Here is a 24,775-nt window from a genome sequence, read left to right on the forward strand (position 1 = left end):
CATTACCCCCGATCACTTACATATCTGCAGCCTGTTTAAATCATCTGTAATAACCCTTCCTACCACTGCATTGGTTTCAACGCCCGCTGCCTTTAATTCATGGATAAGGTTGGGTAGTCTTGCTTCGGAAACAGATATTAACAACCCCCCAGAGGTTTGGGCATCTGCCAGGATTAACAACTCTTCTTCGGCAATGCGATGGTTATAAACCAGATGCTCCCTTAAGAAATCGAGGTTTTTTCTGGTCCCCCCGGGGATTACACCTGTTTTATTTTTAATTAAATCCCATGCTTCCGAAATTACCGGAATCGCTTCCATATCTAGCCTTGCTCCCACGCCACTGGCTTTGACCATTTCATGTATATGACCTAAGAAGCCAAATCCCGTGATATCTGTGCAAGCGTTTACGCCAACCTGAATCATTGCTTCCGCGGCATTTTTATTTAAGGTGCTCATGACCTTAATTGCTTCATCGATGGTCTTTTGGCCCGCCACGCCTTTTTTCATGGCAGTGGTTATTATTCCTATACCTAAGGGCTTGGTTAAAACAAGATAATCTCCTTCCTTTGCCCCGGCGTTGGTAATAACCTTAGAGGGATGGATTACCGCTGTAACCACCAGGCCGTATTTAGGTTCTGGGTCATCAATGGTGTGGCCGCCAATGATGTTAATACCTGCTTCCACTGCCTTCGCTGCCCCGCCCCGTAATATATCAGCCAGGACCTTCAGCGGAAGTTTTTTAGAGGGAAAGCCAACTACATTTAAAGCAAATAATGGTTGCGCACCCATGGCATAAATATCACTTAAAGAATTAGCTGCTGTAATGGCCCCAAAGGTGTAAGGGTCATCCACGACAGGTGTAAAATAATCAACGGTTTGAACGATGGCCAAAGAATCATTTACTTTATAAACTGCCGCATCGTCTGCGGTACTTGTGCCAACTAAAACATTGGGATCATCAATTTGAGGTAAGAGGTGCAAAACTTGCGCCAAGTCCTTCGGACTTACTTTAGCTGCTCAGCCAGCACAGCTGGCAAGTTGTGTTAATGTAACTTTTTGCTCTTGCATAAACTCAACTCCCATTTTTGTATTTTCTTAACAAGATTATACATTCCGGAGTTGTATTTTAAAAATATATTAATATAATGATAATCATATCAAATTAATATTATTGAGGTGTATATGAATTTAAATCATTTCAGGGTATTCTACACGGTTGCCAAAAACTTAAGCTATTCAAGGGCTGCAGAGGAACTTTACACAAGCCAATCATCTGTATCGATTCAAATTAAAAAACTCGAAGAAAGTCTTGGCATTGAACTTTTTGAACAAATGGGTAAAAAGATTTATTTAACGGAGGCAGGTGCTGCTTTTTTTGCCTGCGCGGAAAGGGTATTTGGCTTGATAACCGAGGCACGCCAAACCATCGATGAAATAAAAGGATATAGTAAGGGAAGGGTGTTTATCGGGGCTAGTACCACGCCGGGTATTTATTTAGTGCCAAAAATTATTGGGGAATTTAAAAAGTATTATCCCGGGGTGATACCCAAGCTACAGATCGCAAACAGCAAAAGTGTAGAAGAAATGGTAAGTAAAAACCGATTGGATTTTGGCATTATTGGGGAAGAAACTACCTATCCAGGGGATATTCATATCGAACCTTGGCTAAAGGACGAACTACTTCTAATCTTTCCCAAGGGACATCCTTTGGCGGAATTAAGCGAGATTAAACTGAAAAATCTTGCGGATTTTGATTTTATACTAAGAGAACCTGGCTCAAGTACTAGAATGATTGTTGAAAACAGCTTATTGGTTAAAGGCTTTAATGTGAAAATCGCGATGGAATTAAACAATACAGAAGCGGTCAAACAAGCAGTCAGCTCTGGGTTAGGGATCTCAATCGTTTCAAAACTTGCAACCATTGGCACAACAAATCTAATTTGCAAACCAATAAGCGATTTTAGGCTTTTTAGAATGTTAAATGTTATCTATCATAGAGAAAAAACATTTTCACCTGCGGCACAAAAATTTCTAGTCTTACTAAGGCAATGGAGCGGTGGGTAATAAAAAAATGGAAGTCAAACCCCAAATTTAAAACCACTGTAACCTTTAAAGATGAAATACATATTATGTTTTAGAGGGAAAGTAATTCCTAGTAATGATTAAAGGAGGTTTTTTTATGGGTTTTGGTTATGGCGGTGGCGCAGGGGGATGTGGTGGATTTAATCCATATTCACCCTCATTTATTCTCTTCCTAGTGCTCATCCTTTTGTTCTTTGGTGAGGGATTCTACGGCTATTCCACCAAATAAGTGAGAACTAGTAATAAAAGCCAGGGGAAATATCCCCTGCTTATACATAAAATTTTGTATTTACATTACCAAACCGTAGCCGTATACTGTCTAAAACTACTGTAAAGTTAGACTTTACAGTAGTTTTTATGATATTGCATCACTGTTATATTTAACTTCCTTGATATCGGTAAACTTTGCATAACAATATTCACCTTCTGGGAGACTCCAGATAGCCTCTCCATAGGTAGCTAGTCTTAAGCCATTCCTTTCCTGGTAATTTCCAATTGGAGTTGACCATCTAACCCTTTTACAAGAGCCATCCATCGACAAGTAGTACCTATCCTCACTAACGAAACGGATCAGTTCTCCTTTATCATTAAAATACAAAAGTGCAGATACCTGACAATCGTAAGCATTGAAAGTGGCTTTTACTGTCAAATCATCGATCGATTCCCATTTAATTCTGTGATCAATGAGGGTTGCTGGCGCAAAAAAACACATATCATTAAACAGCGTTGTTGTATCACTTATTCTCATTTCCGGGCCAGTAGTATTTACCACCGTAATCAAACCCGCAACTTTTATTTTCATAGTGGCTTCCTCAGCAGTATAAGAATGTAAACCCAGAACTGGGATGCCAGACATTTTAACTCCCATATAAAACAATCGGGTGGGGAGACTGTCAAAGAAGTTATACTGTTCCGCCTTAATCTTGACCCAGCCTTTTTTAGGGTCCATTTTCATTTCGCCATCAACGGTCACCTTTACATTTTGCACCTTTTCTTTGCCGATCACCCCGACATAGTTTAGGTATTTTTGCACGGGTTTGGGTAAATGATGGATATCCTTTTCAGTTAAGATGTTATTTTCTGCCTTTGCATTACGTGCAATACCTTTTTGCACTTCTTTTTTATAGGTTCTTTTCAACTCCTGGGACATGTAAATCAGAAACGGGGCCATCAACATAATCGAAAACAATATAATTATAAAGATATATTTATTATCCATTTGTAATCCTCCTTACGGATCATCGGTACAAGTTACTTCTTAATGAAATGTTATTAACTATTCGTATAATAGTAATATATTACCTATTTGACTAAAATTCTATATCAATATAATCTTGACGGTTAATAATGATAGTGCTAAAATTTTACTGAACGTACGTACACTCAGAGGAGATATAACATGACTATACCAAAAATAAAGCAAAATAAAGAACGTCGGCAAAGGCTTTTGGCATGTGCAATTGATCTTTTTGTAGAAAAGGGATATTTTGATACCCCAGTTCGCGAAATAATAAATAAATCAGGTTTTGGGACAGGCACCTTTTATAATTACTTTACGGATAAGGAAGATATTTTAAAGACACTTCTGGAAGAGTTCGCGGATCAAATCATTTTAGGTGTCAATAGCTATTACACAACTGAAAAGGATTTGTACAAAAGATTTATTGAAACAAAACGCGTAACAATGGAAGTATTTGCCAAAAATGAGAAGATGTCGGAAATATATAGTCGAGTAGCTGGCACAAGTGAAGCCATTGACAAATGCCTAAAGCAGTTTGAGGATAAATTAATTGAGTTTTATATTAGAAATATTGAGTACGGCATTAATAAAGGTGCCTTTAATAACGTTTCGGTTCCCCCGGTTGCCCAGGCTATACTAGCAGTAGAAAAATACCTGCTGTACAAATGGATAGTATTAGGAGATATAACCAAAGAAGAAATGGTAGAAATGGTCATATCGTTCCATGAAACTCTGTCTAACGGTTTAGTTAAAAACAAGTAAAGATTCTAAAGGGCTTTTTTAAAAAGATTAAAGTGGTCTTATTATTTAACAATAAATGAACGCGCGTACGTTCATTTGGTATTTATCTTTCGGTGTGCATTCCAATCATTTAAGGTGGAGGTGTTATTTTTGCAAAAGTTGAATCCGGAACACATTAAAGCTGTAATCGATCTTTGTAATCAGGGGCCTTACTTCAGGCTGTTGTCGATGGAGGTACGTGAATTAGGGAAAGGTTATTGTAGGGTTGAGGTTAGCCTGCAGGACAAACATCTTAATCCTTTTGGGGGAATTCATGGCGGTGTTTATTCGTCGCTAATTGACACGGCTGCTTACTGGGCAGTTTATTGTGATGTTGAAGAAAATGCAGGACTTATATCCCTTGATATTAAGGTGGATAATTTAGCACCGATAAAAGAAGGGCATCTTGTAGTTGAAGGAAAAAGGATAAAGGCGGGAAGAAGTATCTGTCTAGCTGAGGCGGTAATTGTCGACAGCCAGGGCAAGCGTCTAGCGCATGGTACCTCCAAGCAGATGGTGACTCCCGGACTTCAAACAATAGAACAGGCGGTATTGGCGATGGGATATAAACCCCTGCCGCCAAAGTTCATTAAATGATTACCATACTATTCCGGTACCACCTTTAGATGTCGAGCTGTTGTTGTGTAAACAAATCATAAATGTATTCGACTGAGTTGGGAGTAATCCGACCCGGTCGAACTTTTTATTTACTCATCCAATAAGGCCTACGAACCTCTATTCACACCACTACCTAACTAATTTAGAATATCTTAAAAGGCTATAATATGTTATAATACTATTGATTAGGAGTTATGTTAACAATAAGTCATGGTAGGGCTGAAAAACAGTCGTAGCCTTTAACTTGTTAAAGTGTACGACTGTTTTTATGTAATAACGGGGTATGGTCTGTGTTGCTTGATTTTACAAATAATGTAATGAAGGATGAGGTGGTTTTTTGTTAAAACTACTATCAGAGAAATTAAAGGAGTCTTTTCTTTCAGTAATTCCAATCATTATCCTGGTTTTAGTCTTAAATTATACGATAGCCCCGATGCCTTTATGGAATATGGTACTGTTTTTAGTCAGCGCTTTTTTAATGATTTTAGGAATAACCCTGTTTAACATGGGGGTAGATGTGTCTTTAATTCCAATTGGAGAAAAAATCGGTTCTTCTTTAGTAAAGAGCAGGAATCTGCTTCTGATCGTAATTTTAACGATCGTTATTGGCATATTTATTAGTGTAGCAGAGCCGGATTTAATTGTGTTGGCTGGACAGATAAATGGGGTACCTGATTCTACTATTATCATTGTTGTTTCTATAGGTGTAGGTTTGGCATTAGTAGCGGCCTTTTTGCGAATCTTGTTTCAGTTACCGCTTTCATATATATTGATCAGTTGTTATCTACTGGCCTTTATTCTTTCTGGATATACTAGCAGGGAATTTCTTTCTATTGCCTGGGAATCTGGTGCAGTAACAACCGGTCCAATTATGGTGCCTTTTGTAATGGCCCTTGGACTTGGTTTAGCATCCGTACGTGGAGATAAAACAACAGAAGAAGATAGCTTTGGACTCATTGCTCTTTGTCTTATAGGTCCTATTCTTACTGTTTTAATTTTAGGAATGTTTTTTACACCTTCCGGTGGTAGTGCTATGGCTGTTCCTGAAATTCAGTCAATGTCAGATATCATCTCACTTTATGGCTCCAATTTTCCTCAATACTTTATGCAAATAGCAGTAGCCCTGTTTCCAATGCTCTTTCTTTTTGGCATATTTCACATCTCAAGGCTGCATTTAAGTAAAAAAACCATTTTGAAAATTAGTACTGGGACGATTTACACGTATTTGGGCCTTGTCTTGTTTTTAACCAGTGCAAATGTAGGTTTTATGTCTTCAGGATATCAACTAGGCAGTATCTTAATTGAGAATACCAGCACCGGGGTATTGATTCTCATTGGCATGGCTATCGGATATTTTGTAGTTGCGGCAGAACCAGCCGTTTTTGTTCTAAAAAGGCAGGTTGAAGAGATTACATCAGGAGCAATTTCGGCTAAAGCAATGGGTATAGGACTATCCATTGGAGTTGCTGTATCGGTTGGTTTAGCTATGCTTCGTGTTGTTACAGGGTTATCTATTCTTTATTTTGTTATCCCAGGATATGTGATTGCTCTTATCCTATCATTTATAGTTCCCCATCTTTATACCTCAATAGCATTTGATTCCGGAGCAGTTGCCTCCGGGCCTCTGGCTGCGACATTTATGCTTCCTTTTGCCATAGGAGCTTGTGAGGCTATTGGCAATAACATCTACACAGATGCATTCGGTATAGTTGTATTAGTTGCTATGACTCCGGTCATTACGCTTCAGTTGTTTGGTTTGGTCTATGTGATTAAATCCAAAATTGCAGCTAGGGAAGCTGTTATTCCTGTAGAGGATACGATTCTTGAGTTGGATTATGAAACAGATGCAGACTCAGATAATATATCGGACGAAAATAATGATAGACTAAGTAAAGGCAATACAAATGACAGTTAATAACTTGGGTTTAATTAACCAAAGGATACTGCTGAAATCACTTCAAAAACTAACCGAAATGAAGAAAGTATATAATCGTGACACATCAAAAAATATTGAAATAAATAATCCTATGGGTTATTATATCAACCAGTAACCACCCATGGGCGAGGGAACGGAGGGATACGAATGGCAGAGAGTTCAGAGACCAGACTGGAAGCACTGATTACAATAGTGGATTTTAGTTTAGGGAAAGCTTTGAGCAACTTATTTAAAAATAATAATATACCAATTGCTATACTGATTCATGGGTATGGTACGGCCAAGTCTGTAATCTATGATATTCTTGGTTATGGTAGTCCTAAGAAAATTGTTACAGTAAGCATTCAAACAAAAAATATGTCAAAGTCGATTATGAATCAAATTCATAATCGGCTTGATTTTAGCAAACCGGGAACGGGGATAGCCTTTACAATAAGTGTAAGTAGTATTAGTAATACCCTTTCCATGATCTGTAAACAGGCCGATGAGTATTTAAAGATAGGAAGTGAAGGTATGACTGTAAAGCCCAAGGAACCTTATCACTTAATCATAACCATTGTAAATAGCGGTTATTTTGAACAGGTTATGGAGGCTGCAAAGAAAGCTGGAGCAACTGGCGGTACTTTAATCCATGCACGTGGTTTAGGATCAAAGGAAGCTATAAAATATCTTGGCATAACGATACAACCGGAGAAAGACATTATCCTAATACTCACATCCCAAGAGAAGAAACTTGCTATTATGGGGAATATTATGCAAGATGTCGGACTAAATAAAGCCGGTATGGGTATCTGCTTCTCTTTACCAGTAAATAGTGCGATGGGATTAGGAACAAGAATTGAAAATGTTGACGAACTTTAATGAACACCTGAAAAAGATGATTCTTAATATTAAATCCCTCACCGGATGACCCATGAAGCAATTATCGCACGTGGTTTACTGGCATTTGTCAGGTGGTGGGAAATACTACCAAACGGATAAAAGATAGGCAAGAAATTCGCGTGCATGGAACAGCAGGTATATCAAAATACTGTAATTGAGAACACAAAGGGCTGTGCTGAAACTTAAAGTTTCGGCACAGCCCTTTACTTCATATGGGAGGAAAAAAGCTGAAAAAATAAAAATGGCCACATCCTACATGCCGGATGCTGCCGTTTTTCTCATATTATGAGCGATGCGAAATAAGTCTCACTCTCGCTTTACCTTCGCCTACACTTTAGGGTAAAGCGGCGCAAGCCAAAGTTTTTCTAAAAAAGAACTTTTCCTAGTTTAATTATAGCATATAAAAAATGGTCAATATAGGCTATATATTCACATTTATTACTGCTAAAATGCAATAGAACTATAATGAAGTGGTTGAAAGGGTAAAATGTCTAAGAAACCAAAAAAATAATGGTTAGGGGAGATATAGGTGGGTTCTTTGGTGCTTGGTTTTCAGGAAATAGAAAAAACACAGCCGTTGCTCGTTGGCGGGAAAGGGTTAAAATTAGGGGAATTATCAAAACTTCAAGGAATACAAGTGCCAGAAGGGTTTTGTGTTACAACCGTGGGATATCAAAAAGCCATCGAACAAAATGCAACGTTTCATTCATTGTTGGATCAGCTAACATGGTTAAAAGTGGAGGATCGAGATCAAATTGGTGAAATCAGCAGGAAGATTCGACAGATCATTGTGGAAGTCGAAATTCCTTCCGATGTAGTGAAAGAAGTTTCTTACTATCTCTCCCAGTTTGGCGATGAACATGCTTATGCCGTGCGTTCTAGTGCCACTGCTGAGGATTTACCACATGCTTCTTTTGCCGGTCAACACGACACCTATTTAAATATCATTGGAAAAGAAGCAATCTTGCAGCATATCAGCAAATGTTGGGCTTCCCTCTATACGGATCGTGCGGTGATCTACCGCATGCAAAACGGATTTGACCATAGCCAAGTTTATTTATCCGTTATCATTCAAAGGATGGTTTTCCCACAGGCTTCAGGAATTTTATTTACAGCTGATCCGATTACTTCTAACCGAAAGCTGTTAGCAATCAATGCTAGTTTTGGACTTGGAGAGGCACTGGTCTCTGGGTTGGTTTCTGCCGATTGTTATAAAGTATGGGAAGATGAAATCATCGATAAGATGATAGCAACCAAAAAACTGGCTATCTATGGACTAAAGGAAGGCGGAACAGAGACACAGCAAATCGAGCCTGGTCAGCAAAAGACTCAAACACTTACTGAACAACAAATTTTACAACTGGCACGCATAGGAAGACAGATCGAAGCTTATTTTGGCTGCCCACAAGATATTGAATGGTGTTTGGTTGATGATATATTTTATATTGTCCAGAGTCGGCCAATCACTACTTTATACCCAGTCCCTGAAGCAAATGATCAGGAAAATCACGTTTATGTATCGGTCGGTCATCAACAAATGATGACCGACCCCATGAAACCATTGGGAATGTCGATATTCCAGTTAACATCCTTTGGACCCAGGTATAAAGCTGGTGGAAGGTTGTTTGTTGATGTCACAGATAATTTGGCTTCACCTGACAGCAGAGAAATTTTATTAGATGCCATGGGACAACACGATCCGCTCATAAAAGACGCACTCAAGACCATAATAGAGCGAAGAGATTTCATAAAATCGTTACCAAATAATAAGAAAGAACCGAGTCTCAATAAAAGCAATACAGGTATCTCGTCTGTGGGTTTTCAAGCACAAATCGAAAACGATCCGACAATCGTTTCTGATTTGATTAAGCGTAGTCAAACATCGATAGAAGAATTAAAACAAAACATCCAAACTAAGTCAGGATCGGTTTTATTAGACTTTATACTTGAAGATATCCAGCGATTAAAAAAGATTTTATCTGACCCACAAAGTTCGAGGGTGTTCATGGCTGCTATGGATGCTTCCGCATGGATCAATGAAAAAATGAAGAAGTGGTTAGGTGAAAAAAACGCAGCAGACACACTTTCTCAATCTGTACCAAACAATATTACTTCGGAAATGGGCCTGGCGCTGTTGGATGTCGCAGATGTGATTCGTCCTTATCCGGAAATAATTGCTTATTTACAACATGTAAAAGATGATAACTTTTTGGATAAACTGGTTAAGTTTAATGGCGGACAGGAAGTCCAAGCCGCGATCCATGCTTATCTCAACAAATACGGCATGCGATGTGTCGGAGAAATCGATATTACGAAAACCCGTTGGAGCGAAAAACCAGTTACACTTGTCCCAATGCTCCTCAGTAACATCAAAAATTTTGAGCCGAATGCTAGCCATAGGAAATTTGAGCAAGGGCGGCAGGCAGCTTTGAAAAAAGAGCAGGAGTTATTCGATCGATTGAAGCAATTACCGGATGGCGAACAAAAAGCCAAAGAAGCAAAACGAATGATCGACCTAATTCGGAATTTCATCGGCTATCGGGAATATCCAAAATATGGCATGGTTAATCGCTACTTCATTTATAAGCAGGCTTTACTGAAAGAGGCCGAACAACTGGTACATGCCAAGGTTATTCATGAAAAAGAAGATATATATTACCTCACTTTTGAAGAACTTCAGGAAGTGGTACGCACAAATAAGCTGGATTACCAGATCATTAGCAAACGAAAAGAAGAGTACAAATTATATAAAAAACTAACCCCCCCACGTGTCATCACTTCTGATGGTGAAATCATTGGAGGTAAGTACCAACGAGAAAATCTTCCCGCCGAAGCCATTGGTGGTCTACCCGTTTCTTCCGGAGTCATAGAGGGACGGGCGCGCGTCATCTTAAACATGGAAGAAGCGGACCTAGAAGATGGAGATATATTAGTTACGACTTTTACTGACCCTAGCTGGACACCATTGTTTGTATCCATAAAAGGCCTAGTTACCGAAGTTGGCGGAATGATGACCCATGGAGCAGTTATCGCACGTGAATATGGCTTACCGGCAGTTGTCGGGGTGGAAAATGCTACTAAACTGATAAAAGATGGACAACCAATTCGCGTGCATGGAACAGAAGGGTATATCGAAATATTGTAATTGAGAACACCAAAGGCCAACCCAATTTAAAAAACCATTGGTAGACATAAAATAAAGTAATACATGACAAAAGATATATAACTTTTATTCATTTAACATACACCTCCAAATATGCTATGTTTTAGAAGGTGTTAATATTAGGAAGGAATTAAGCTTAGGAGGTTGCTTATGAAAAGAATTAAGTTGCTGCTAGTTAGTCTATTGGTGTTGCTGATGCTGGCAGGGTGTGGTCAATCAAGTGAAACTACCAGCCAAGACCAATCCATTAAACTTGGCGGCTCCAGCACCTTGGCTCCCACCGTTGCCAAGTGTGCCGATGACTTTACAGAAAAATATAAAACCTGGAATAACGTTGATCCTAAGTTACCCGAAGAACCCATTGTAATCTTTGTTTCCACCGGTGGCTCAGGTTTTGGTGTTAAATCTGCCTTAGATGGTACTGTGGACATCGGGTTAGTTTCAAGGGAGATTAAAGACGAAGAACAAGCAAAAATGCCAAATGGAAAGATTATTAAAATGGGTTCCGATGCACTGGCTATCGCAGTCAACCCTAAAAACCCCATTGTACAAGAGAAACCCGATCTAACCACGGATGAAGTTAAGACAATCTTTGCAGGGGAAGTTAAAACTTGGAAAGAACTGGATGCCAAGCTGCCGGATCGCCCAACCGTACTGGCCATTCGTGACCTTGGTGGCGGTGCTGCCCAGGTATTTGACGAGTTGGTTATGAAAAAAACTCCTGTAGCGAAAGAAGCCATTCAGCTGCCTTCTATGGGTGCATTAGCCGGTAAAGTGGCAGAAAATGCGGATGCCATTGGGTATGTTTCCACTGGTTTGATTAAACAAAACGAAGGTAAAATAATTGCCTTAAATATTGATGGTGTAGCTCCCACTAACGAGAATATCGCCAGCGGTGAATACAAAATTGCCCGACCATTGCTGCTAGTCACGAAAGATCAGCCAGATCAAAAACAACAGTTGTTTATAGATTACCTCATGTCCGAAGATGGTCTGAAGGTTTTGGAAGAGATGGGATTTGTTCCCGCTGTTAAATAGGAAAATAATTGTGGGTAGTTGAGTTATTCAACTACCCACAGGTTTTTATAGGTGTGTGAAAAGATGCAGGAAAAAACAGGTACATTTTGCTTGCTGGTCGCTTGGTGTTCGACCCTACTTTTAATGTCAATCATCCTATTTATGGCTTTGGAAAGCTGGGCAGTTTGGACAGAAGTGGGTCCCCTTAAGTTTATTCTGGGGCTAAACTGGAATCCTCTGGCAGAACCTCAGCAATTGGGCATTGGTACAATGATCTTAAGTACGTTGTGGACCGCTTTGGGAGCGTTAATAATGGCAGCACCTCTGGGTCTTTGCTGTGCTATTTTTCTGGCAGAGTTTGCTCCTGGCTGGATAACGAACTTCCTTCGACCAGCCATTAATCTGTTAACGGGCATTCCGTCCGTGGTCTATGGTTTTCTAGGAGCTACCGTGCTGGTGAAATTTTTTGAGGTAAACTTTTCCATGGCCAGTGGTGAATCATTATTTTGTGCTTCCCTTGTATTAACCGTTATGGTGTTGCCCTATATTATTAGTGCCTCAGAATCAGCCCTGCGAGCAGTGCCCCCGGAATACCGACAAGCATCGCTGGCACTGGGGGTTTCTAAACCTTACCTGACCTTACGCGTTCTGATACCTTTGGCTAAGAAGGGGCTGCTTGGCGCAATAATTTTAGGCTTTGGCAGAGCTGCCGGGGAAACAATGGCTGTATTAATGTTGGCGGGCAATACCATGGTGCTACCTACCTCCTGGTTTAGTAAGGGAGAGCCGCTCCCTGCACTGATTGCCTTAGAGCTTGGTACATCAGAAGTAGGAAGCTTACATTATCAAGGTTTGTTTGCAGCGGGCCTAGTATTGCTGATTTTTGTTCTTAGTATAAACCTGTTATTGGCTCTGTTTCGATGGAACCGAAGAAATGGGGTGAATTAATATGTCCTTACGACGATTAATCGACACGCTTTGCCTTGCCATTTTTTGGTTAGCTGGGCTGTTGCTGCTCATCATTCTTTTAGGTATCCTTGGTTATCTAATCTACCGGGGACACTCAGCTATAAATTTGGAATTTTTACTGGCCTCCCCAAAGGGACTGCCCCTGGGCACCGAGGGAGGGATACTCCCTGCAATTAAGGGGACACTTTGCCTGATAATGCTTGCTGTATCAATTGCCGCGCTACCAGGACTGGCCACGGCAGTATATTTGGCTGAGTATGCTCACAAAAACGTAATTTCCCAGATTATCAATACCACGGTTCAGTGTATGGCCGGGCTGCCTTCCATTGTCACAGGATTATTTTGTTATGCTTTGTTCGTGGTTCGTATGGGTTTTGGGATCTCCCTATTGGCAGGGGGGCTCGCCTTAGGTATGATGATTTTTCCAGTCGTCGTCGTTACGGCTAGAGATGCCTTGCTCGCTGTCAATAAGCATTATCGTATAGTCGGAACCTCTCTAGGGGTTTCCAAAAGCTATATTTTAGTTAGGATTTTGTTACCCCAGGCCGCACCGGGAATAATCGGTGGTATACTTTTAGCCATGGGCTATGCGGCTGGTGCCACTGCTCCTATTATGGTTACTGTCGCTGCCATAGCTACGCCATCGACGGGGGATTTATTTCAACCGGTAATGGCACTACCCTATCATCTCTATATTTTATTTAGCCAGCAAGTTTCTCTGGACAAAGCCTACGGAACTGCCCTGGTTCTGGTTTCTCTGTTACTGATTCTAAATGTTATCGCCATGTGCTTGAGGCATCAGAAAAGAAGGGAGGGTTAATATGTCCTTACAAATGGAGGATTTACAAGTTAGTTTTGGCAATAGTAAAATATTAGAGAGTATGAATCTTTCCTTTAGTAAAAATAAACTGCATGCGATCATCGGGCCATCCGGCTGCGGAAAAACAACACTCTTAAAGAGCCTGAACAGAACCTTGGAATTAGACAAAGGATATCAGATTAAAGGCAAGGTGAATCTCTCGGGAGAGAACATTTATGAATGCAAAGATACCTCATGGGTTAGGAAAAGAATCGGCTTGGTTTTCCAAACTCCCATTGCACTTCCTTTGAGCATTAAGGAAAATGTACTGTTTGGAGTTCGTTACTTCGGTGAACGGAATAAAGCGAAACTGAATGTAATCTGTGAGAACTGCTTAGAGCAAGCGGGACTCTGGGAGGAGGTTAAAGACAAGTTGAATCATCCGGCTAGGGAATTATCAGGTGGTCAAATCCAACGGCTCTCCATAGCCCGTGTGTTGGCAGTTTCCCCAGAGATCCTGTTGCTGGATGAACCTTGCTCGAACTTAGACCCTTCGGCCACAAAGATTATAGAAGGGTTGCTAAAGAAACTTGCCAAACAACTAACCATTATATTGGTTACACATAATCTTTTTCAGGCTAAAAGAATTGCCGATATTACAATATTTCTAATGAATGGGCAAGTAATAGAGGAAGGGGAGACAGAAGCTTTATTTGCCAACCCGAAAGAACAAGAAACAAGGGACTTTATATCTGGTTTAACATGGTAAGGGGGAATCTAAGTGATTTCAGTGGAAATACCAGGAATAGGTCAAATGCAGTTTTACTCTCTGGTTTTGGACTTTAACGGAACGATCGCCTTGGATGGATATTTAGAAGAAGATGTATTAGAGCAGCTAAATCACTTATCGAGTGATCTAAAAATCTACGTGATTACAGCAGACACCTTCGGCCGGGTTGTTGCTGAATGTAAGGACTTAAATGGAGAAGTGGTAATCCTACAAAACCATCTGGGCGCACAAGAAAAAGAGGACTTTATAAACTCCATCGGGGCAGAGCATGCAGTAGCAATAGGAAATGGTGTCAACGATTGTTTGATGCTAAAGAAAGCAGCCTTGGGTATTGTAATTATTGGGGGTGAAGGGGCTTCTGTTAAAGCAGTAAATGCTGCGGATATTGTGGTAACGGATATTCGTCAGGCATTAGGACTTTTACTTAATACAAATAGACTAAAAGCAACCCTTAGAGGTTAACGAGGTGTTAGGCGTGTCTAATCTAGACCTTAACAAATGAACTCTCAGAATAACAGGGAGTTCGTTTTTTAATGTGTCAAGGCAAACCTTTTTAGCATAATATGCTGTGCAATCCAACCATAGCCTTGCCCGATACTCATTATGCCCAGCCCATTAAATATGACCAAAAGCTTTCTGTTAAGTTGGTGAGGAGCTAATTTCGTGAAAGTTTGGAGATGTTTTTTCCGATACAAAAGGACCAATTGCTTTGGAACCATATTTAAGCCAGTCAATATTTGTTCCATATATAATTTTATTAATGTAGGGGTTTGCTTCTGTTTTGACTATTTTATCAAAGGTATCATCATCTATCGAGTCATAGAAGTATCTAAAGTTGCTCATTGTGTTTATGATCTTTTTATATTTCTGTGTTAGTTCATCGTAATCTTTATTTAGAGCGATTGACTTAGCCGCCATAATGCCAGTAATAATTGCGGTGGCAGCACCTAGACCTAAAAAGGGATCTAAGAAGCCACCTTGATCCCCAACGAAAAGACAGTTCTTCCATTGCTTAGTGCTTGAATTTGCCGCTACATGGGTTCGATCATAGGTTCCAAGAAGAGTTGTTTTTTCAAGGATACGTTCCTTTTTTAAAAACTTTTTCCAGCAATAATTAAACTCTTCCCAATTTTTTAAATGTGGGATCGTAACATACAATGAACCTATTTTAGAGCTGAAGGGTGCAAAAAAACCATAACCATCTTTAACGATTTCTTTATTACCCCATACAATAGCTGTATTCGTATTAAAATCACCATATAATTTAGCCACCCTAGTATGGGTAGCAAGGTATTGTTTCCAATCTGTTAAATACCGATCTGCAACGTAATCCTCTCCTCTGCTTCCAGTGGCAACTATAACATAATCATATTTTTTACTTAGCTCCTCTACCGATTGCCTTTGCTCATAAAGAATCTTAGAGTTTTTGATATTATTTAGAAGTTGATTGCCAATAGATAGTGGCTCTTGTCCCATAATAAAACTAAAACCGATTGTTTCTTTTGAAATTGTAGCCTTAGAATGTCTGCTGTGAATAATTAAGTCGGTTATCCTTTCTAGAGGAGATATTTCGATTGAAAGCAGCTTATTTATGTGTTTTAAAGGTTTCGTTGAAATACCTCTATAGGCCATATTAAACAAAACGCCAACATGCGAATAATGGTCAGATATAAATGAGTTTTGCTCGAAAATATCGGGTACAATTCCATACTTTTCCAAGGAAATTGCTGCAGAAAGACCCGATACGCCAGCACCTATAATTGCAATCTTCATAATAACCGCTCCTCATAACCTAATAAGAAGTAGTATATGAGTTATACGTGTTTATTATAAATTGCTTATTCTTAATTTAATACAAATTGTAGCTAATCTACACCTATGACATGACAACACTACGGAGCGGCATCCATAAAATATAAATAAGGACAGTCCTCCAAATGTTTAGGGATCGTGATGCGGATGTGACGAGTAAAGAATATATAAAGGGGCTGTTGTACAATGAACCAATTGGTTCTTGTGTAACAGCCCCTTTTAATAAAACAGTAGTGTGATTTATCTAATAATTAATTTATGGCACTGATAAACATTTCCTATTATGGTAGAATAATTCTAAAGCAGTTCGGAGGTGAGTAAAAATGTTAATGAATAAAATTCTATTAGCAGTTGATGGTTCCGAAAATGCAAAACGAGCAGTTGATTATGTCATTAAAGTAGCCAAAAAACAAGGAGATTTAAATATTACACTGATTCATGTTATAAATTCCAGAAAAGAAATAAATAAACTTAGAAATACCTCTTCAGAAATTGAAGAAATTAAGCAGCGGGTTATAAGCGAAGGTTATAAAATTATTAATGATCATGAAGAAATTCTTAAACATACTGGGTTATGTGTAACAACCAAGCTGATAGACGGTGATCCAGCCATAAAAGTTGTTGAGTTCGCCAAATTGGGTGAATATGACCATATCGTGTTGGGGACAAGGGGTTTAACAGACCTTCAGAGTATTGTCCTTGGAAGTGTAAGCCATAAGGTTTTAGCTTTATCTGAATGCCCGGTTACCTTTGTTAAGTAGACTTTGGTATGGCAACCAAGATCAGCTGATGCCATGCAATGGTTCGAGGTTGCTGATTTTTTGATTGCGTGCCTTAAAAGAATAATATAATTCAAATTTTTCCCGGGTTATAGCCCGGGATTTTATTTTTTAAAGTATTTAATTTAGGAGGTTGCACTGAAAATGAGAATATATAGGACTGCCGGAGCGGAAATAAAGGAGAGATAAAAAACTGTTTACAGAATTCGTAAAATTCACCAAATCACGGTTGGCATAAAGAGCGTTTACTTGCTCTTTTTCTTTTTATTCACGATTCGTACTTTTTTGATAAATTTTAACTTTTTCGTAAGAAATTTTAATTATTTTGTAAAACAATGAAGCATAAAACTTGGTATGGTAAAAAGGAAGACGCGGCTATGACGGCAAAAACGGAGGCCTGGCATAAGTGGAAAGTGAAGATAACATGAATTGCAGCAAGAAAACAAATCAATTGAATTGGCAATCAAAGCGACAGCAAAGGGGATTGCGGACGGATTCTACCGGCTATATGCCGGGCTTGGATGGATTGAGGGCCTTGGCGGTGTTTGCAGTGATTGCCTACCATCTCAATCTGACCTGGGCTCCGGGAGGGCTTTTAGGGGTAAGTCTGTTCTTTGTGCTGTCCGGATATTTGATCACCAATATTCTCCTGAAGCAATGGGAGCACGCCGGAACGATTGATTTGAAGGATTTCTGGCTACGCCGAGCCCGGCGGCTACTGCCGGCTCTTTTTGTGATGCTGGCAGGCGTGATGGCCTGGGTGATGCTTTGCGCACCAGAACGCCTGGCGGCCTTGAAGCAGGAAGCGTTGGCCGCAGTATTCTATACCAGCAATTGGTATCTGATTTTCCATCAGGTATCCTATTTTGAAAGCTTTGGTCCGCCGTCCCCGCTGGGACACCTCTGGTCTTTGGCGGTAGAAGAACAATTTTATCTCTTCTGGCCCCTTCTTCTGGGATGGGGGCTGCGCTGTCTCCGGCAGCGCAAATGGCTGATGTTTGGAACCGTTGCCGTCGCTCTGATTTCTGCTGCAGCGATGGCACTGATGTACATACCGGGTCATGACCCCAGTCGGGTCTATTATGGAACGGATACCCGTGTTTTCGCCTTGCTTGTGGGGGCTGTACTGGCCATGGTATGGCCCAGCCGGAAAATGAACGCAGACCTGTCTGGAAAAAAGAAACGGACGTTGGATGCGGTAGGAAGCCTGGGGTTATTGGTGGTACTTCTGATGATTGGCAAAACCAACCAATACCAGACCTCTCTCTATCAAGGCGGACTCCTGCTCTTCTCTTTTGCGGCGGCTTGTGTGGTGGCAGTTCTGGCCCACCCGGCCAGCTATCTGGGCCGGTTCTTCAGCTGGGGTCCCTTGCGTTGGCTGGGAGAGTGTTCCTATGGGATATACTTGTGGCATTACCCGATCATCATCCTGACGAATCCGGTTGTCAATACGGAAGGCCCGGACCTTTCACGCGCCCTCTGGCAAATTGCGGCAAGCATTATCCTGGCGGCTCTGTCCCGCTACCTGATTGAGGAGCCGATCCGTTACGGACGGCGGAAACGAGTACGGCGGCGGACGCCGGCCCTTCCGTGGTGGCAAAGGCCATTGGCCCACAGCGCAAAGATTACGTTCAGTATCGTGCTGGTTTTTTTGCTGTTATTCGTGGCCCCCAATGAAAACACGGAAATTTCGGCTAAAGCTTTAGACAGCCAGGTGACGACCGTGACTACAGAACAAGCTCAAATTCAGGGGACGGACAGGGAAGCTGGTGCTGTCACCGTGGAACCTGCTGTGGCAGATAAAGAGAGTGATGTCAGGGGAGATGAAATTACGGTCATTGGGGATTCCTTAATCATCAATGTGGAATCTGTTTTGCAAGAACGCTTGCCGGGCATTGTAATCGACGCGCAAATCGGTAGGCAGATGTATCAGGCTCCGCATGTCATTTCCAGGCTTGAAAAGGAAGGTAAGCTGGGGAGAATCGTGATTATTCAATTAGGCACAAACGGTTCGTTTACAGAAAAGCAGTTAACAGAGACCCTGGACTCCTTGCAAGGAACTACGGAGATCGTGCTGGTGAATGCCCGTGTCCCGAAGCCTTGGGAAGCGGTAGTGAATGGGACGCTGAGCAAGGTGGCGGAGTCTTACCCCAAGGCCAGGCTGATCGATTGGCATTCAGCCAGCAGCGGCCATGACGATTATTTTTATTCGGACGGTGTTCATCTGACCCAAACGGGTGTGGCGGCCTACGGGGAAATGCTGATCGAAGCCTTGATTTCCCATCAAAAGGATAAACATAAATCGTGTTATAATAACAAAAAATCTAAGGAATGATAATATGCACGATCAGAAGATAAAAGTATTGGTTGTTGAAGATGAAGCTTCGATTCGGCGTTTCATCACCCTCAATCTGGAGATGGCCGGATACGAAGTGGGAGAAGCGGCCAGCGGGGAGGAGGCACTGGTTGTGCTCACGGCGTTCCTTCCCGATTTGGTGGTGCTGGATCTGATGCTGCCTGGGATAAACGGTCTGGAAGTTTGTCGGCATGTTCGCGAAACCATGCCGGAACCGCTCATTATCATGCTGACGGCCAAAGGGCAGGATACAGATAAAATTATGGGTCTTGAACTGGGAGCGGATGATTATATGGTCAAGCCCTTTAATCCCTTTGAATTGATTGCCAGGATTAAAGCCATGCTAAGACGCCGAAACCGGTTTGAAACCGAAAGAACGACCTATATTTATGGCAATCTGCGACTGGATATTGCTGCTAATAAACTGCTCAGAAACAATCGGGAAGTGGAGCTGACCCCCACGGAATATTCGATATTAAAAATGTTCATGGAAAACCCGGGGAAAGCTCTGAAACGAGATGAGATGCTGAATGCGGTCTGGGGAGAAGATTATTTTGGGGATACCAAAACGTTGGATGTGCATATCCGGCGGCTCCGGGAAAAAATTGAAGATAATCCCTCTGAGCCTCGGTATATTAAGACTGTTTGGGGTTCCGGTTACCGGTGGCAGCTGGAGTCCGGCGGGAGGCTGCCATGAAAGGGATCAGAGGGAGGCTGACGGCCAATTTCATGATCGTGATTTTGGTTTCGGTGGCCATTTTGGAAGTGCTGCTGATCTATACGGTCCAGCAAAATTATTACGGTAGCCTAAGGGGCAACCTGACCAACCAGGTCAAAATCAGCGCGGATATGTATTCCAAATACTATTCCGATACCTCTTTGGAAGATAATATTCTGTATAATGTGGATGCCTTTTGGAATCAAAGCGATGCCGAAGTGGAGATTGTCGATCGGAACGGAAAGATTGTCATGAACTCTCTGGGGATAATTACGGAACAAGGAGAGCCCATGGCGGATATACAGGATGCGCTCAATGACAAGATGGGGGAATGGGTGGGGAAATTAAACAATCAGAAAGTCATGGCAGTAACGTATCCTTTAAAATCGGAGGGTCAAATTGTCGGAGCTTTACGTTTTATTGCTTCTACCGATGCCATTGATCAGGACATTCGAGACACAGCTAAAATTTTTATTGCCATCGGCCTTTTGGTTGCACTGGTCGTCGGTTTGCTCAGTATCTTTTTAGCCAATACCATTCTTATCCCCCTGAGGGAAGTAACCGCTGTCGCCGAGAGTATGGCGGCAGGCAATTTTCAAATCAAGAGCGAGAAAAAGCGAGATGACGAAATCGGCAAGCTTTCGGATACCTTGAACTACATGGCTGATGAAATCACCAAAAAAGAAAAGCTGAAAAATGATTTCATATCTTCCGTTTCCCATGAATTGCGTACCCCGTTGACCTCGATTATGGGCTGGGCGATTACGCTGCAAAGCGAAAAATTTCAGCAGAAAGAAATGCTGAACGACGGCCTCGGTATCATTGCCAAGGAGACGAAGCGGCTTACTCGGATGGTCGAAGAGCTCCTGGACTTTTCCAAGTTCGTTTCCGGCAGGATCAAGCTTGAATATGAAAATGTTAATTTAGCCGAGCTTATGGAACATATCCGCAAACAGCTGATGCCACGGGCGCTGCGGGATAATATTCATTTCACGGTTGTTTACCCGGAAAACCTTCCCGATCTGTGGACAGATGCTAACCGGTTGAAACAAGTATTGATCAATATTCTGGATAATGCCTTGAATTTTACAGCTGCCGAGGGGTCTGTCAGTTTTCACGCTGAGGTCGGGGAAATAGAATATACCTTTACGATTGCCGACAGCGGGTGCGGCATTGCTGCCGGGGAACTGCCAATGGTGAAAGAAAAGTTTTATAAAGGCAAGAGTTCGCGTTCTCAAAACGGCATTGGTTTATCCATCTGTGACGAGATCGTCAGCCTGATGAAAGGTAGGTTGGCAATCAGCAGCGAGGTCAATGTGGGGACAACCGTCGTCATTACTCTGCCTAGAGAGGTGCGTGCCAATGGTTAAAAAATACCTGCTTCTCTTGCTTCCTTTTTTGCTGCTCATGCTTGGTGGTTGCGCTGAATCTTCGGGCGAATCGGCTGGTAAGATTATCCCGCCGTCCAACCCATTCCATCCGTTAGTTGGTAAATGGACGGTGCTTCGAGAGCTGGATACCAACGGCAATGGGGAAGGGGCAACCCGGCAATGGGTTGGCAGTGATGTCCAGTTTGCTGCAGGTGCTGTCGCCTTTGGCGGACATGTCTGGGACAAGCTTTCCTATAAAATCAAAAGGGTGAATGCAGCCGATTACTTGATGATGAAATACATTCCGTCTACCGGTATTTCTATCCCGAAAACCGAGAGGGTCGATGTCATAACTGTCTACGCTGCCGCCAATTATCTGGGCGAATTTATGAAGCTTGATGATACAAGCATGATTTTCTTCATGCAAAATAAAAAACTACTCTTGAAAAAAGTTGCTGATCAGGCAGACAGTACGCTGAGAGTAGCCAATACCAATGCTCAGCATCTGAATCTGAACCGCAACGAGGGGATTTCCGGTGTCTTGCTGGGACTGAGGATGCCTTCGGGCACCGACTATACCTATCAGACACTTTGGATTGCCGTCGAGCATCAGCAACTTCACCCGATCCTGGCGGCTGAACGGATTTTTTTTCCGCGCACCAGCGGTTTTTGGGAGCTTGATGTCCAGGATAGCTCTGCCGCGGGAGAGACAGGCAATATCCTGACGGCCCGCAATGTGGCGACCAAGATTCCCGACACGAAGAAGGGGAAAAAAGGAACAGGCGATCAAGCTGATACCGATCCGGCACTAAGAATCATCCATTATATTGGTAATAATTATGTAGCCATTGAAAAGAGAACCGCCGGGGTTAATCAATTGCAGGTGCTTCCGGTGGACAAATTATCATCGCCTATCGAAATAAAGGTATCCGATTTACTGGGAGATAATGAATTGAATGCTTATTTGAGTGCCAGGGAACAGTCTGTTGCGGATTTAAGGGACAAAGGGGTTACCTTGCTTAACCGAGATGAGTCCGGGGAAAATCTTGGCCTGGTACGGAAAAACGGCCATTGGTTTCTTATCGGGAGAGTCAATTATCAAAGCGGCGGGAAGTTTGAGCAAACAGACTTTGAGCTCAAGATCATCCCGCCGGCTAATTTGATTTTCTATGATACCCTCGTCTTAAGCTGGCATAATATCAAAGACCGGGTTCCCGATGCCATGGACGCCTTCACTTCACCCAATAAGGATATCGCCTTGGTTAAAACTAAAAATAAATTAACGATTTACCCCATCGGTGCAGAGAAATTAGCAGAAAACCCTTTGGCGGAGCTTGAGCTGCCGGAAGGAACGACGGTAATCATGGCTGAGTGGGCCACCGGGTCTTACGTTGATAGCTGGGAGAAATCCTTTCTCGCCTATGGAGCCCAGGCCTTATCGGGAAGCTCTGTCCGGATGCGCTGAACATGCTGCAAGGGAATGAATGACCTGCATTACCTAGACAACCCGTGAAGAATCCAAGGGGTTATTACAGGTTTATAGATGATATCCATGATTTTTGCGGTAATGCGAAAACAATCTACATCGGTGGACAAAATGCAGCGAATGCAAAGGGAGAGTTGGTTGGATAGGATGATCTTGAATGGGAGTGTAAATAATTCTAAGTAAACAATTAAATAAAAACACAAGTAAAAGCAAAGCCCTTCAGCCCTTAAAGCAAGAAGCTTTGATTTATGTATTTTTGAGGCTAGTTTTACCATGCCGATTGACTAAAAACTATTAAGCCGGTAGTTCCTTGGTGGATAGTAGCTAAATGTTGCGTAAAACGACTAATCGAATTTGGGTTTACACCTGAAGATTACGAAAAAGCGTGGAAGATGGCAAATAGCACGTAGTATGCACTTCAACCACTAAACACAGTAAGGAGTTGTTAATTATGAAGGCTATAACATCTGGCAGCCCTGGGCCTCCCCGGTGTCCATCGGAGTCAAAAAGATTGCCCGGTCTTGGGAAACTAAGTACCGGGGGCCTTTAGCGATACATGCGGCTAATAAAAAGCCAAATCAATATATCAGCGATTTTATGTTTAAGTTAGTAGAGTTAAATTTAACAGAAATCATTCCTGCCAAAATTATGGGAAAAGGAACAAGTATAGATATTACAATGCCGCGAATGAAAGTTAATGTCCCTTTTGGGTCAGTGGTTGCTATTTGCAGCCTAGTTGACTGTGTACCTATTACACCTGAATTTGTGGCCACATTGAGCGAGAATGAACGGGCCTTCGGTCTAACGGCATAATTTGAAAGAACATTCGTTGTTGTAGTTATAGCGTATATTAAAAAGAATTATTTTTTTAACACCTCAAAGGAGGTAATTTTCTGGAAAATTTACGACGATTCCTTTGGTATTTTCTTTATACTATTTTTTTAGGATTTCTCTTGTGGCTAGAGATGTATTATACCCGAGCTTTGATGACCCCTATGATCTTTATTATGATCTGGCCGTTGGTAGTTGGTGCTTATTTAGCCCTACCCCATTTGATTAAGCATATTCGACAACAGGGACGCTGGTATTATGATTGGGTAAAATTACTGGCTGTTGGTCTGCCAGCACTTTATATTGCCTTATTTAAAGCATTTTACTTCTTTTTTCACCTAACCCATTGGATGCCCAGCCGGATTCAGGTCTTATTAGTTAACTCTTACTTCAGCCAAACTGTCGCTGGTTTGGTTTTTGGTTATGTACTGATTAGTTCTCTCGAAAAACGAATGTAATTTATATGGAAACTGAACACCCTGCACCCGAAGTTTAACTGGCAGATGGGAGTGGATTATTAGTATCAAGGGAGTATATTTCCCAATGGATTAAGGAACATAAAGCAAGAAGGTAGTTATTGCGTATAACATCAAAAGAACGTAGCAATTTAATTTTAGTTTACTAGTACAAACAGGAGGAGGTTATATAAAGGCTAATGCAAATGAACCATTTCCCAACTCTTATGGACCAATATTTTTTTAGTGAGAAGGGATCTCCGCCGTTTAGAATATAAAGCCGGGCGAAGGTATGCCGCCAAATGTGTGGCGAGGTTCTTATCTTTCTAATTCAAGGTTTTAAGTCATTTTTTCTTCTTCTCGACACGATGAGACACCTCCAAAAACATAATGTGCGCGGCTGACCACTTCGCACCACGCATAAAGATGTACGGGCGCGCGCATCCTGATAAAAATACGACCAAAACACAACAAAAAAGACTTGCAGGTAAAAACCTGCAAGCCTTGAAATATAACGTCTTGGTGTCGAAGGACTGACTTTACTTTATCCACTCCCAAGCATTTGCAGTTAATCATTTCTTCACCCCTCCCCCGGAGGGGTCTTTTAATTCCACCCACCCCGCTTAGTAAGATACCATCTCCACCACCTAACTGCCTTTCACGAATAGCAGCCTGTACTTGTAGTTCCAGGG

General features: G+C 41.6%; 22 protein-coding genes. 19 read left to right on the top strand and 3 right to left on the bottom strand.

Annotated elements, in window-relative coordinates; translation table 11 throughout:
• Positions 1-12: 12 nt before the first annotated feature.
• Positions 13-1,068 (bottom strand): selenide, water dikinase SelD, encoded by a 1,056-nt coding sequence (gene selD, locus V6C11_RS10260; protein WP_333531068.1) that lies wholly within the window; start codon positions 1,066-1,068, stop codon positions 13-15.
• A gap of 114 nt (positions 1,069-1,182) precedes the next feature.
• On the opposite strand from selD, the gene V6C11_RS10265 reads away from it, so the two are divergent.
• A complete protein-coding gene (locus V6C11_RS10265; RefSeq protein WP_333531069.1) occupies positions 1,183-2,064 on the top strand; it encodes a LysR family transcriptional regulator in 882 nt (293 codons plus the stop codon).
• A gap of 115 nt (positions 2,065-2,179) precedes the next feature.
• On the top strand, positions 2,180-2,311 hold the full coding sequence (locus V6C11_RS10270) for a hypothetical protein (protein ID WP_333531070.1): 132 nt from the start codon (positions 2,180-2,182) through the stop codon (positions 2,309-2,311).
• 126 nt (positions 2,312-2,437) lie between these two features.
• Here V6C11_RS10270 and V6C11_RS10275 read toward each other — a convergent pair whose 3' ends face one another.
• Positions 2,438-3,301 carry a DUF6544 family protein gene (locus V6C11_RS10275; protein WP_333531071.1) on the bottom strand — a complete coding sequence of 288 codons (864 nt, stop codon included), beginning with the start codon at positions 3,299-3,301 and terminating at the stop codon, positions 2,438-2,440.
• Between the two features lie 180 nt (positions 3,302-3,481).
• Here V6C11_RS10275 and V6C11_RS10280 point away from each other — a divergent pair, with 180 nt between their 5' ends.
• The 10 genes from V6C11_RS10280 to V6C11_RS10325 all read left to right on the top strand — a co-directional run bounded on the left by V6C11_RS10280 (position 3,482) and on the right by V6C11_RS10325 (position 14,738).
• Positions 3,482-4,084, top strand: coding sequence for a TetR/AcrR family transcriptional regulator (locus tag V6C11_RS10280; protein ID WP_333531072.1), 603 nt, complete (start codon positions 3,482-3,484; stop codon positions 4,082-4,084).
• A 129-nt stretch (positions 4,085-4,213) separates the two neighbouring features.
• Positions 4,214-4,699 (top strand): PaaI family thioesterase, encoded by a 486-nt coding sequence (locus tag V6C11_RS10285; protein WP_333531073.1) that lies wholly within the window; start codon positions 4,214-4,216, stop codon positions 4,697-4,699.
• 358 nt (positions 4,700-5,057) lie between these two features.
• The gene (locus V6C11_RS10290; RefSeq protein WP_333531074.1) at positions 5,058-6,635 is read left to right on the top strand and encodes a DUF1538 domain-containing protein; all 1,578 of its coding nucleotides are present in this window, start codon (positions 5,058-5,060) and stop codon (positions 6,633-6,635) included.
• A 168-nt stretch (positions 6,636-6,803) separates the two neighbouring features.
• Entirely contained in the window at positions 6,804-7,517 is a 714-nt protein-coding gene (locus V6C11_RS10295) for a P-II family nitrogen regulator (protein ID WP_333531075.1), read from the top strand.
• 550 nt (positions 7,518-8,067) lie between these two features.
• On the top strand, positions 8,068-10,683 hold the full coding sequence (ppsA, locus tag V6C11_RS10300) for a phosphoenolpyruvate synthase (RefSeq protein ID WP_333531076.1): 2,616 nt from the start codon (positions 8,068-8,070) through the stop codon (positions 10,681-10,683).
• A gap of 168 nt (positions 10,684-10,851) precedes the next feature.
• On the top strand, positions 10,852-11,739 hold the full coding sequence (locus V6C11_RS10305; protein WP_333531077.1) for a phosphate ABC transporter substrate-binding protein: 888 nt from the start codon (positions 10,852-10,854) through the stop codon (positions 11,737-11,739).
• A 63-nt stretch (positions 11,740-11,802) separates the two neighbouring features.
• Positions 11,803-12,666: a phosphate ABC transporter permease subunit PstC gene (pstC, locus tag V6C11_RS10310; protein WP_333531078.1), complete on the top strand. Its 864-nt coding sequence runs from the start codon at positions 11,803-11,805 to the stop codon at positions 12,664-12,666.
• A gap of 1 nt (position 12,667) precedes the next feature.
• Positions 12,668-13,507, top strand: a complete 840-nt coding sequence (gene pstA, locus V6C11_RS10315; RefSeq protein ID WP_333531079.1) for a phosphate ABC transporter permease PstA — start codon at positions 12,668-12,670, stop codon at positions 13,505-13,507.
• A gap of 1 nt (position 13,508) precedes the next feature.
• Positions 13,509-14,255: a phosphate ABC transporter ATP-binding protein gene (locus V6C11_RS10320; RefSeq protein ID WP_333531080.1), complete on the top strand. Its 747-nt coding sequence runs from the start codon at positions 13,509-13,511 to the stop codon at positions 14,253-14,255.
• A 12-nt stretch (positions 14,256-14,267) separates the two neighbouring features.
• Entirely contained in the window at positions 14,268-14,738 is a 471-nt protein-coding gene (locus tag V6C11_RS10325; protein WP_333531081.1) for an HAD family hydrolase, read from the top strand.
• Between the two features lie 177 nt (positions 14,739-14,915).
• On the opposite strand, the gene V6C11_RS10330 is transcribed toward V6C11_RS10325, so the two are convergent.
• Complete coding sequence (locus tag V6C11_RS10330; protein ID WP_333531082.1) at positions 14,916-16,049, bottom strand: NAD(P)/FAD-dependent oxidoreductase; 1,134 nt, start codon at positions 16,047-16,049, stop codon at positions 14,916-14,918.
• 362 nt (positions 16,050-16,411) lie between these two features.
• Here V6C11_RS10330 and V6C11_RS10335 point away from each other — a divergent pair, with 362 nt between their 5' ends.
• The 7 genes from V6C11_RS10335 (at position 16,412) to V6C11_RS10365 (ending at position 24,086) form a co-directional block, all read left to right on the top strand.
• A complete protein-coding gene (locus V6C11_RS10335; RefSeq protein ID WP_333531083.1) occupies positions 16,412-16,849 on the top strand; it encodes a universal stress protein in 438 nt (145 codons plus the stop codon).
• A 442-nt stretch (positions 16,850-17,291) separates the two neighbouring features.
• Positions 17,292-19,202, top strand: coding sequence for an acyltransferase family protein (locus tag V6C11_RS10340; protein WP_333531120.1), 1,911 nt, complete (start codon positions 17,292-17,294; stop codon positions 19,200-19,202).
• 4 nt (positions 19,203-19,206) lie between these two features.
• Positions 19,207-19,920, top strand: a complete 714-nt coding sequence (locus V6C11_RS10345; RefSeq protein ID WP_333531084.1) for a response regulator transcription factor — start codon at positions 19,207-19,209, stop codon at positions 19,918-19,920.
• A complete protein-coding gene (locus tag V6C11_RS10350; RefSeq protein ID WP_333531085.1) occupies positions 19,917-21,311 on the top strand; it encodes a sensor histidine kinase in 1,395 nt (464 codons plus the stop codon). The genes V6C11_RS10345 and V6C11_RS10350 overlap by 4 nt, the downstream gene beginning before the upstream one ends.
• Positions 21,304-22,776 carry a hypothetical protein gene (locus V6C11_RS10355; protein ID WP_333531086.1) on the top strand — a complete coding sequence of 491 codons (1,473 nt, stop codon included), beginning with the start codon at positions 21,304-21,306 and terminating at the stop codon, positions 22,774-22,776. The genes V6C11_RS10350 and V6C11_RS10355 overlap by 8 nt, the downstream gene beginning before the upstream one ends.
• Before the next feature lie 510 nt (positions 22,777-23,286).
• On the top strand, positions 23,287-23,610 hold the full coding sequence (locus tag V6C11_RS10360; RefSeq protein ID WP_333531087.1) for a hypothetical protein: 324 nt from the start codon (positions 23,287-23,289) through the stop codon (positions 23,608-23,610).
• A gap of 152 nt (positions 23,611-23,762) precedes the next feature.
• On the top strand, positions 23,763-24,086 hold the full coding sequence (locus V6C11_RS10365) for a hypothetical protein (protein ID WP_333531088.1): 324 nt from the start codon (positions 23,763-23,765) through the stop codon (positions 24,084-24,086).
• The last annotated feature ends 689 nt before the right edge of the window (positions 24,087-24,775 follow it).

Source organism: Desulfotomaculum sp. 1211_IL3151 (assembly GCF_036763075.1).
In the GTDB taxonomy this organism is placed as follows: domain Bacteria; phylum Bacillota; class Desulfotomaculia; order Desulfotomaculales; family Desulfotomaculaceae; genus Desulfotomaculum.

What these genes read in the sequence shown, in the direction of transcription:
- V6C11_RS10265 (WP_333531069.1), top strand. Translation starts at nt 1,183, where the DNA reads ATGAATTTAAATCATTTCAGGGTATTCTACACGGTTGCCAAAAACTTA.
- V6C11_RS10270 (WP_333531070.1), top strand. Translation starts at nt 2,180, where the DNA reads ATGGGTTTTGGTTATGGCGGTGGCGCAGGGGGATGTGGTGGATTTAAT.
- V6C11_RS10275 (WP_333531071.1), bottom strand. Translation starts at nt 3,301, where the DNA reads ATGGATAATAAATATATCTTTATAATTATATTGTTTTCGATTATGTTG.
- V6C11_RS10280 (WP_333531072.1), top strand. Translation starts at nt 3,482, where the DNA reads ATGACTATACCAAAAATAAAGCAAAATAAAGAACGTCGGCAAAGGCTT.
- V6C11_RS10295 (WP_333531075.1), top strand. Translation starts at nt 6,804, where the DNA reads ATGGCAGAGAGTTCAGAGACCAGACTGGAAGCACTGATTACAATAGTG.
- V6C11_RS10305 (WP_333531077.1), top strand. Translation starts at nt 10,852, where the DNA reads ATGAAAAGAATTAAGTTGCTGCTAGTTAGTCTATTGGTGTTGCTGATG.
- pstC (WP_333531078.1), top strand. Translation starts at nt 11,803, where the DNA reads ATGCAGGAAAAAACAGGTACATTTTGCTTGCTGGTCGCTTGGTGTTCG.
- pstA (WP_333531079.1), top strand. Translation starts at nt 12,668, where the DNA reads ATGTCCTTACGACGATTAATCGACACGCTTTGCCTTGCCATTTTTTGG.
- V6C11_RS10320 (WP_333531080.1), top strand. Translation starts at nt 13,509, where the DNA reads ATGTCCTTACAAATGGAGGATTTACAAGTTAGTTTTGGCAATAGTAAA.
- V6C11_RS10330 (WP_333531082.1), bottom strand. Translation starts at nt 16,049, where the DNA reads ATGAAGATTGCAATTATAGGTGCTGGCGTATCGGGTCTTTCTGCAGCA.
- V6C11_RS10335 (WP_333531083.1), top strand. Translation starts at nt 16,412, where the DNA reads ATGTTAATGAATAAAATTCTATTAGCAGTTGATGGTTCCGAAAATGCA.
- V6C11_RS10340 (WP_333531120.1), top strand. Translation starts at nt 17,292, where the DNA reads ATGAATTGCAGCAAGAAAACAAATCAATTGAATTGGCAATCAAAGCGA.
- V6C11_RS10345 (WP_333531084.1), top strand. Translation starts at nt 19,207, where the DNA reads ATGCACGATCAGAAGATAAAAGTATTGGTTGTTGAAGATGAAGCTTCG.
- V6C11_RS10350 (WP_333531085.1), top strand. Translation starts at nt 19,917, where the DNA reads ATGAAAGGGATCAGAGGGAGGCTGACGGCCAATTTCATGATCGTGATT.
- V6C11_RS10355 (WP_333531086.1), top strand. Translation starts at nt 21,304, where the DNA reads ATGGTTAAAAAATACCTGCTTCTCTTGCTTCCTTTTTTGCTGCTCATG.
- V6C11_RS10365 (WP_333531088.1), top strand. Translation starts at nt 23,763, where the DNA reads ATGTATTATACCCGAGCTTTGATGACCCCTATGATCTTTATTATGATC.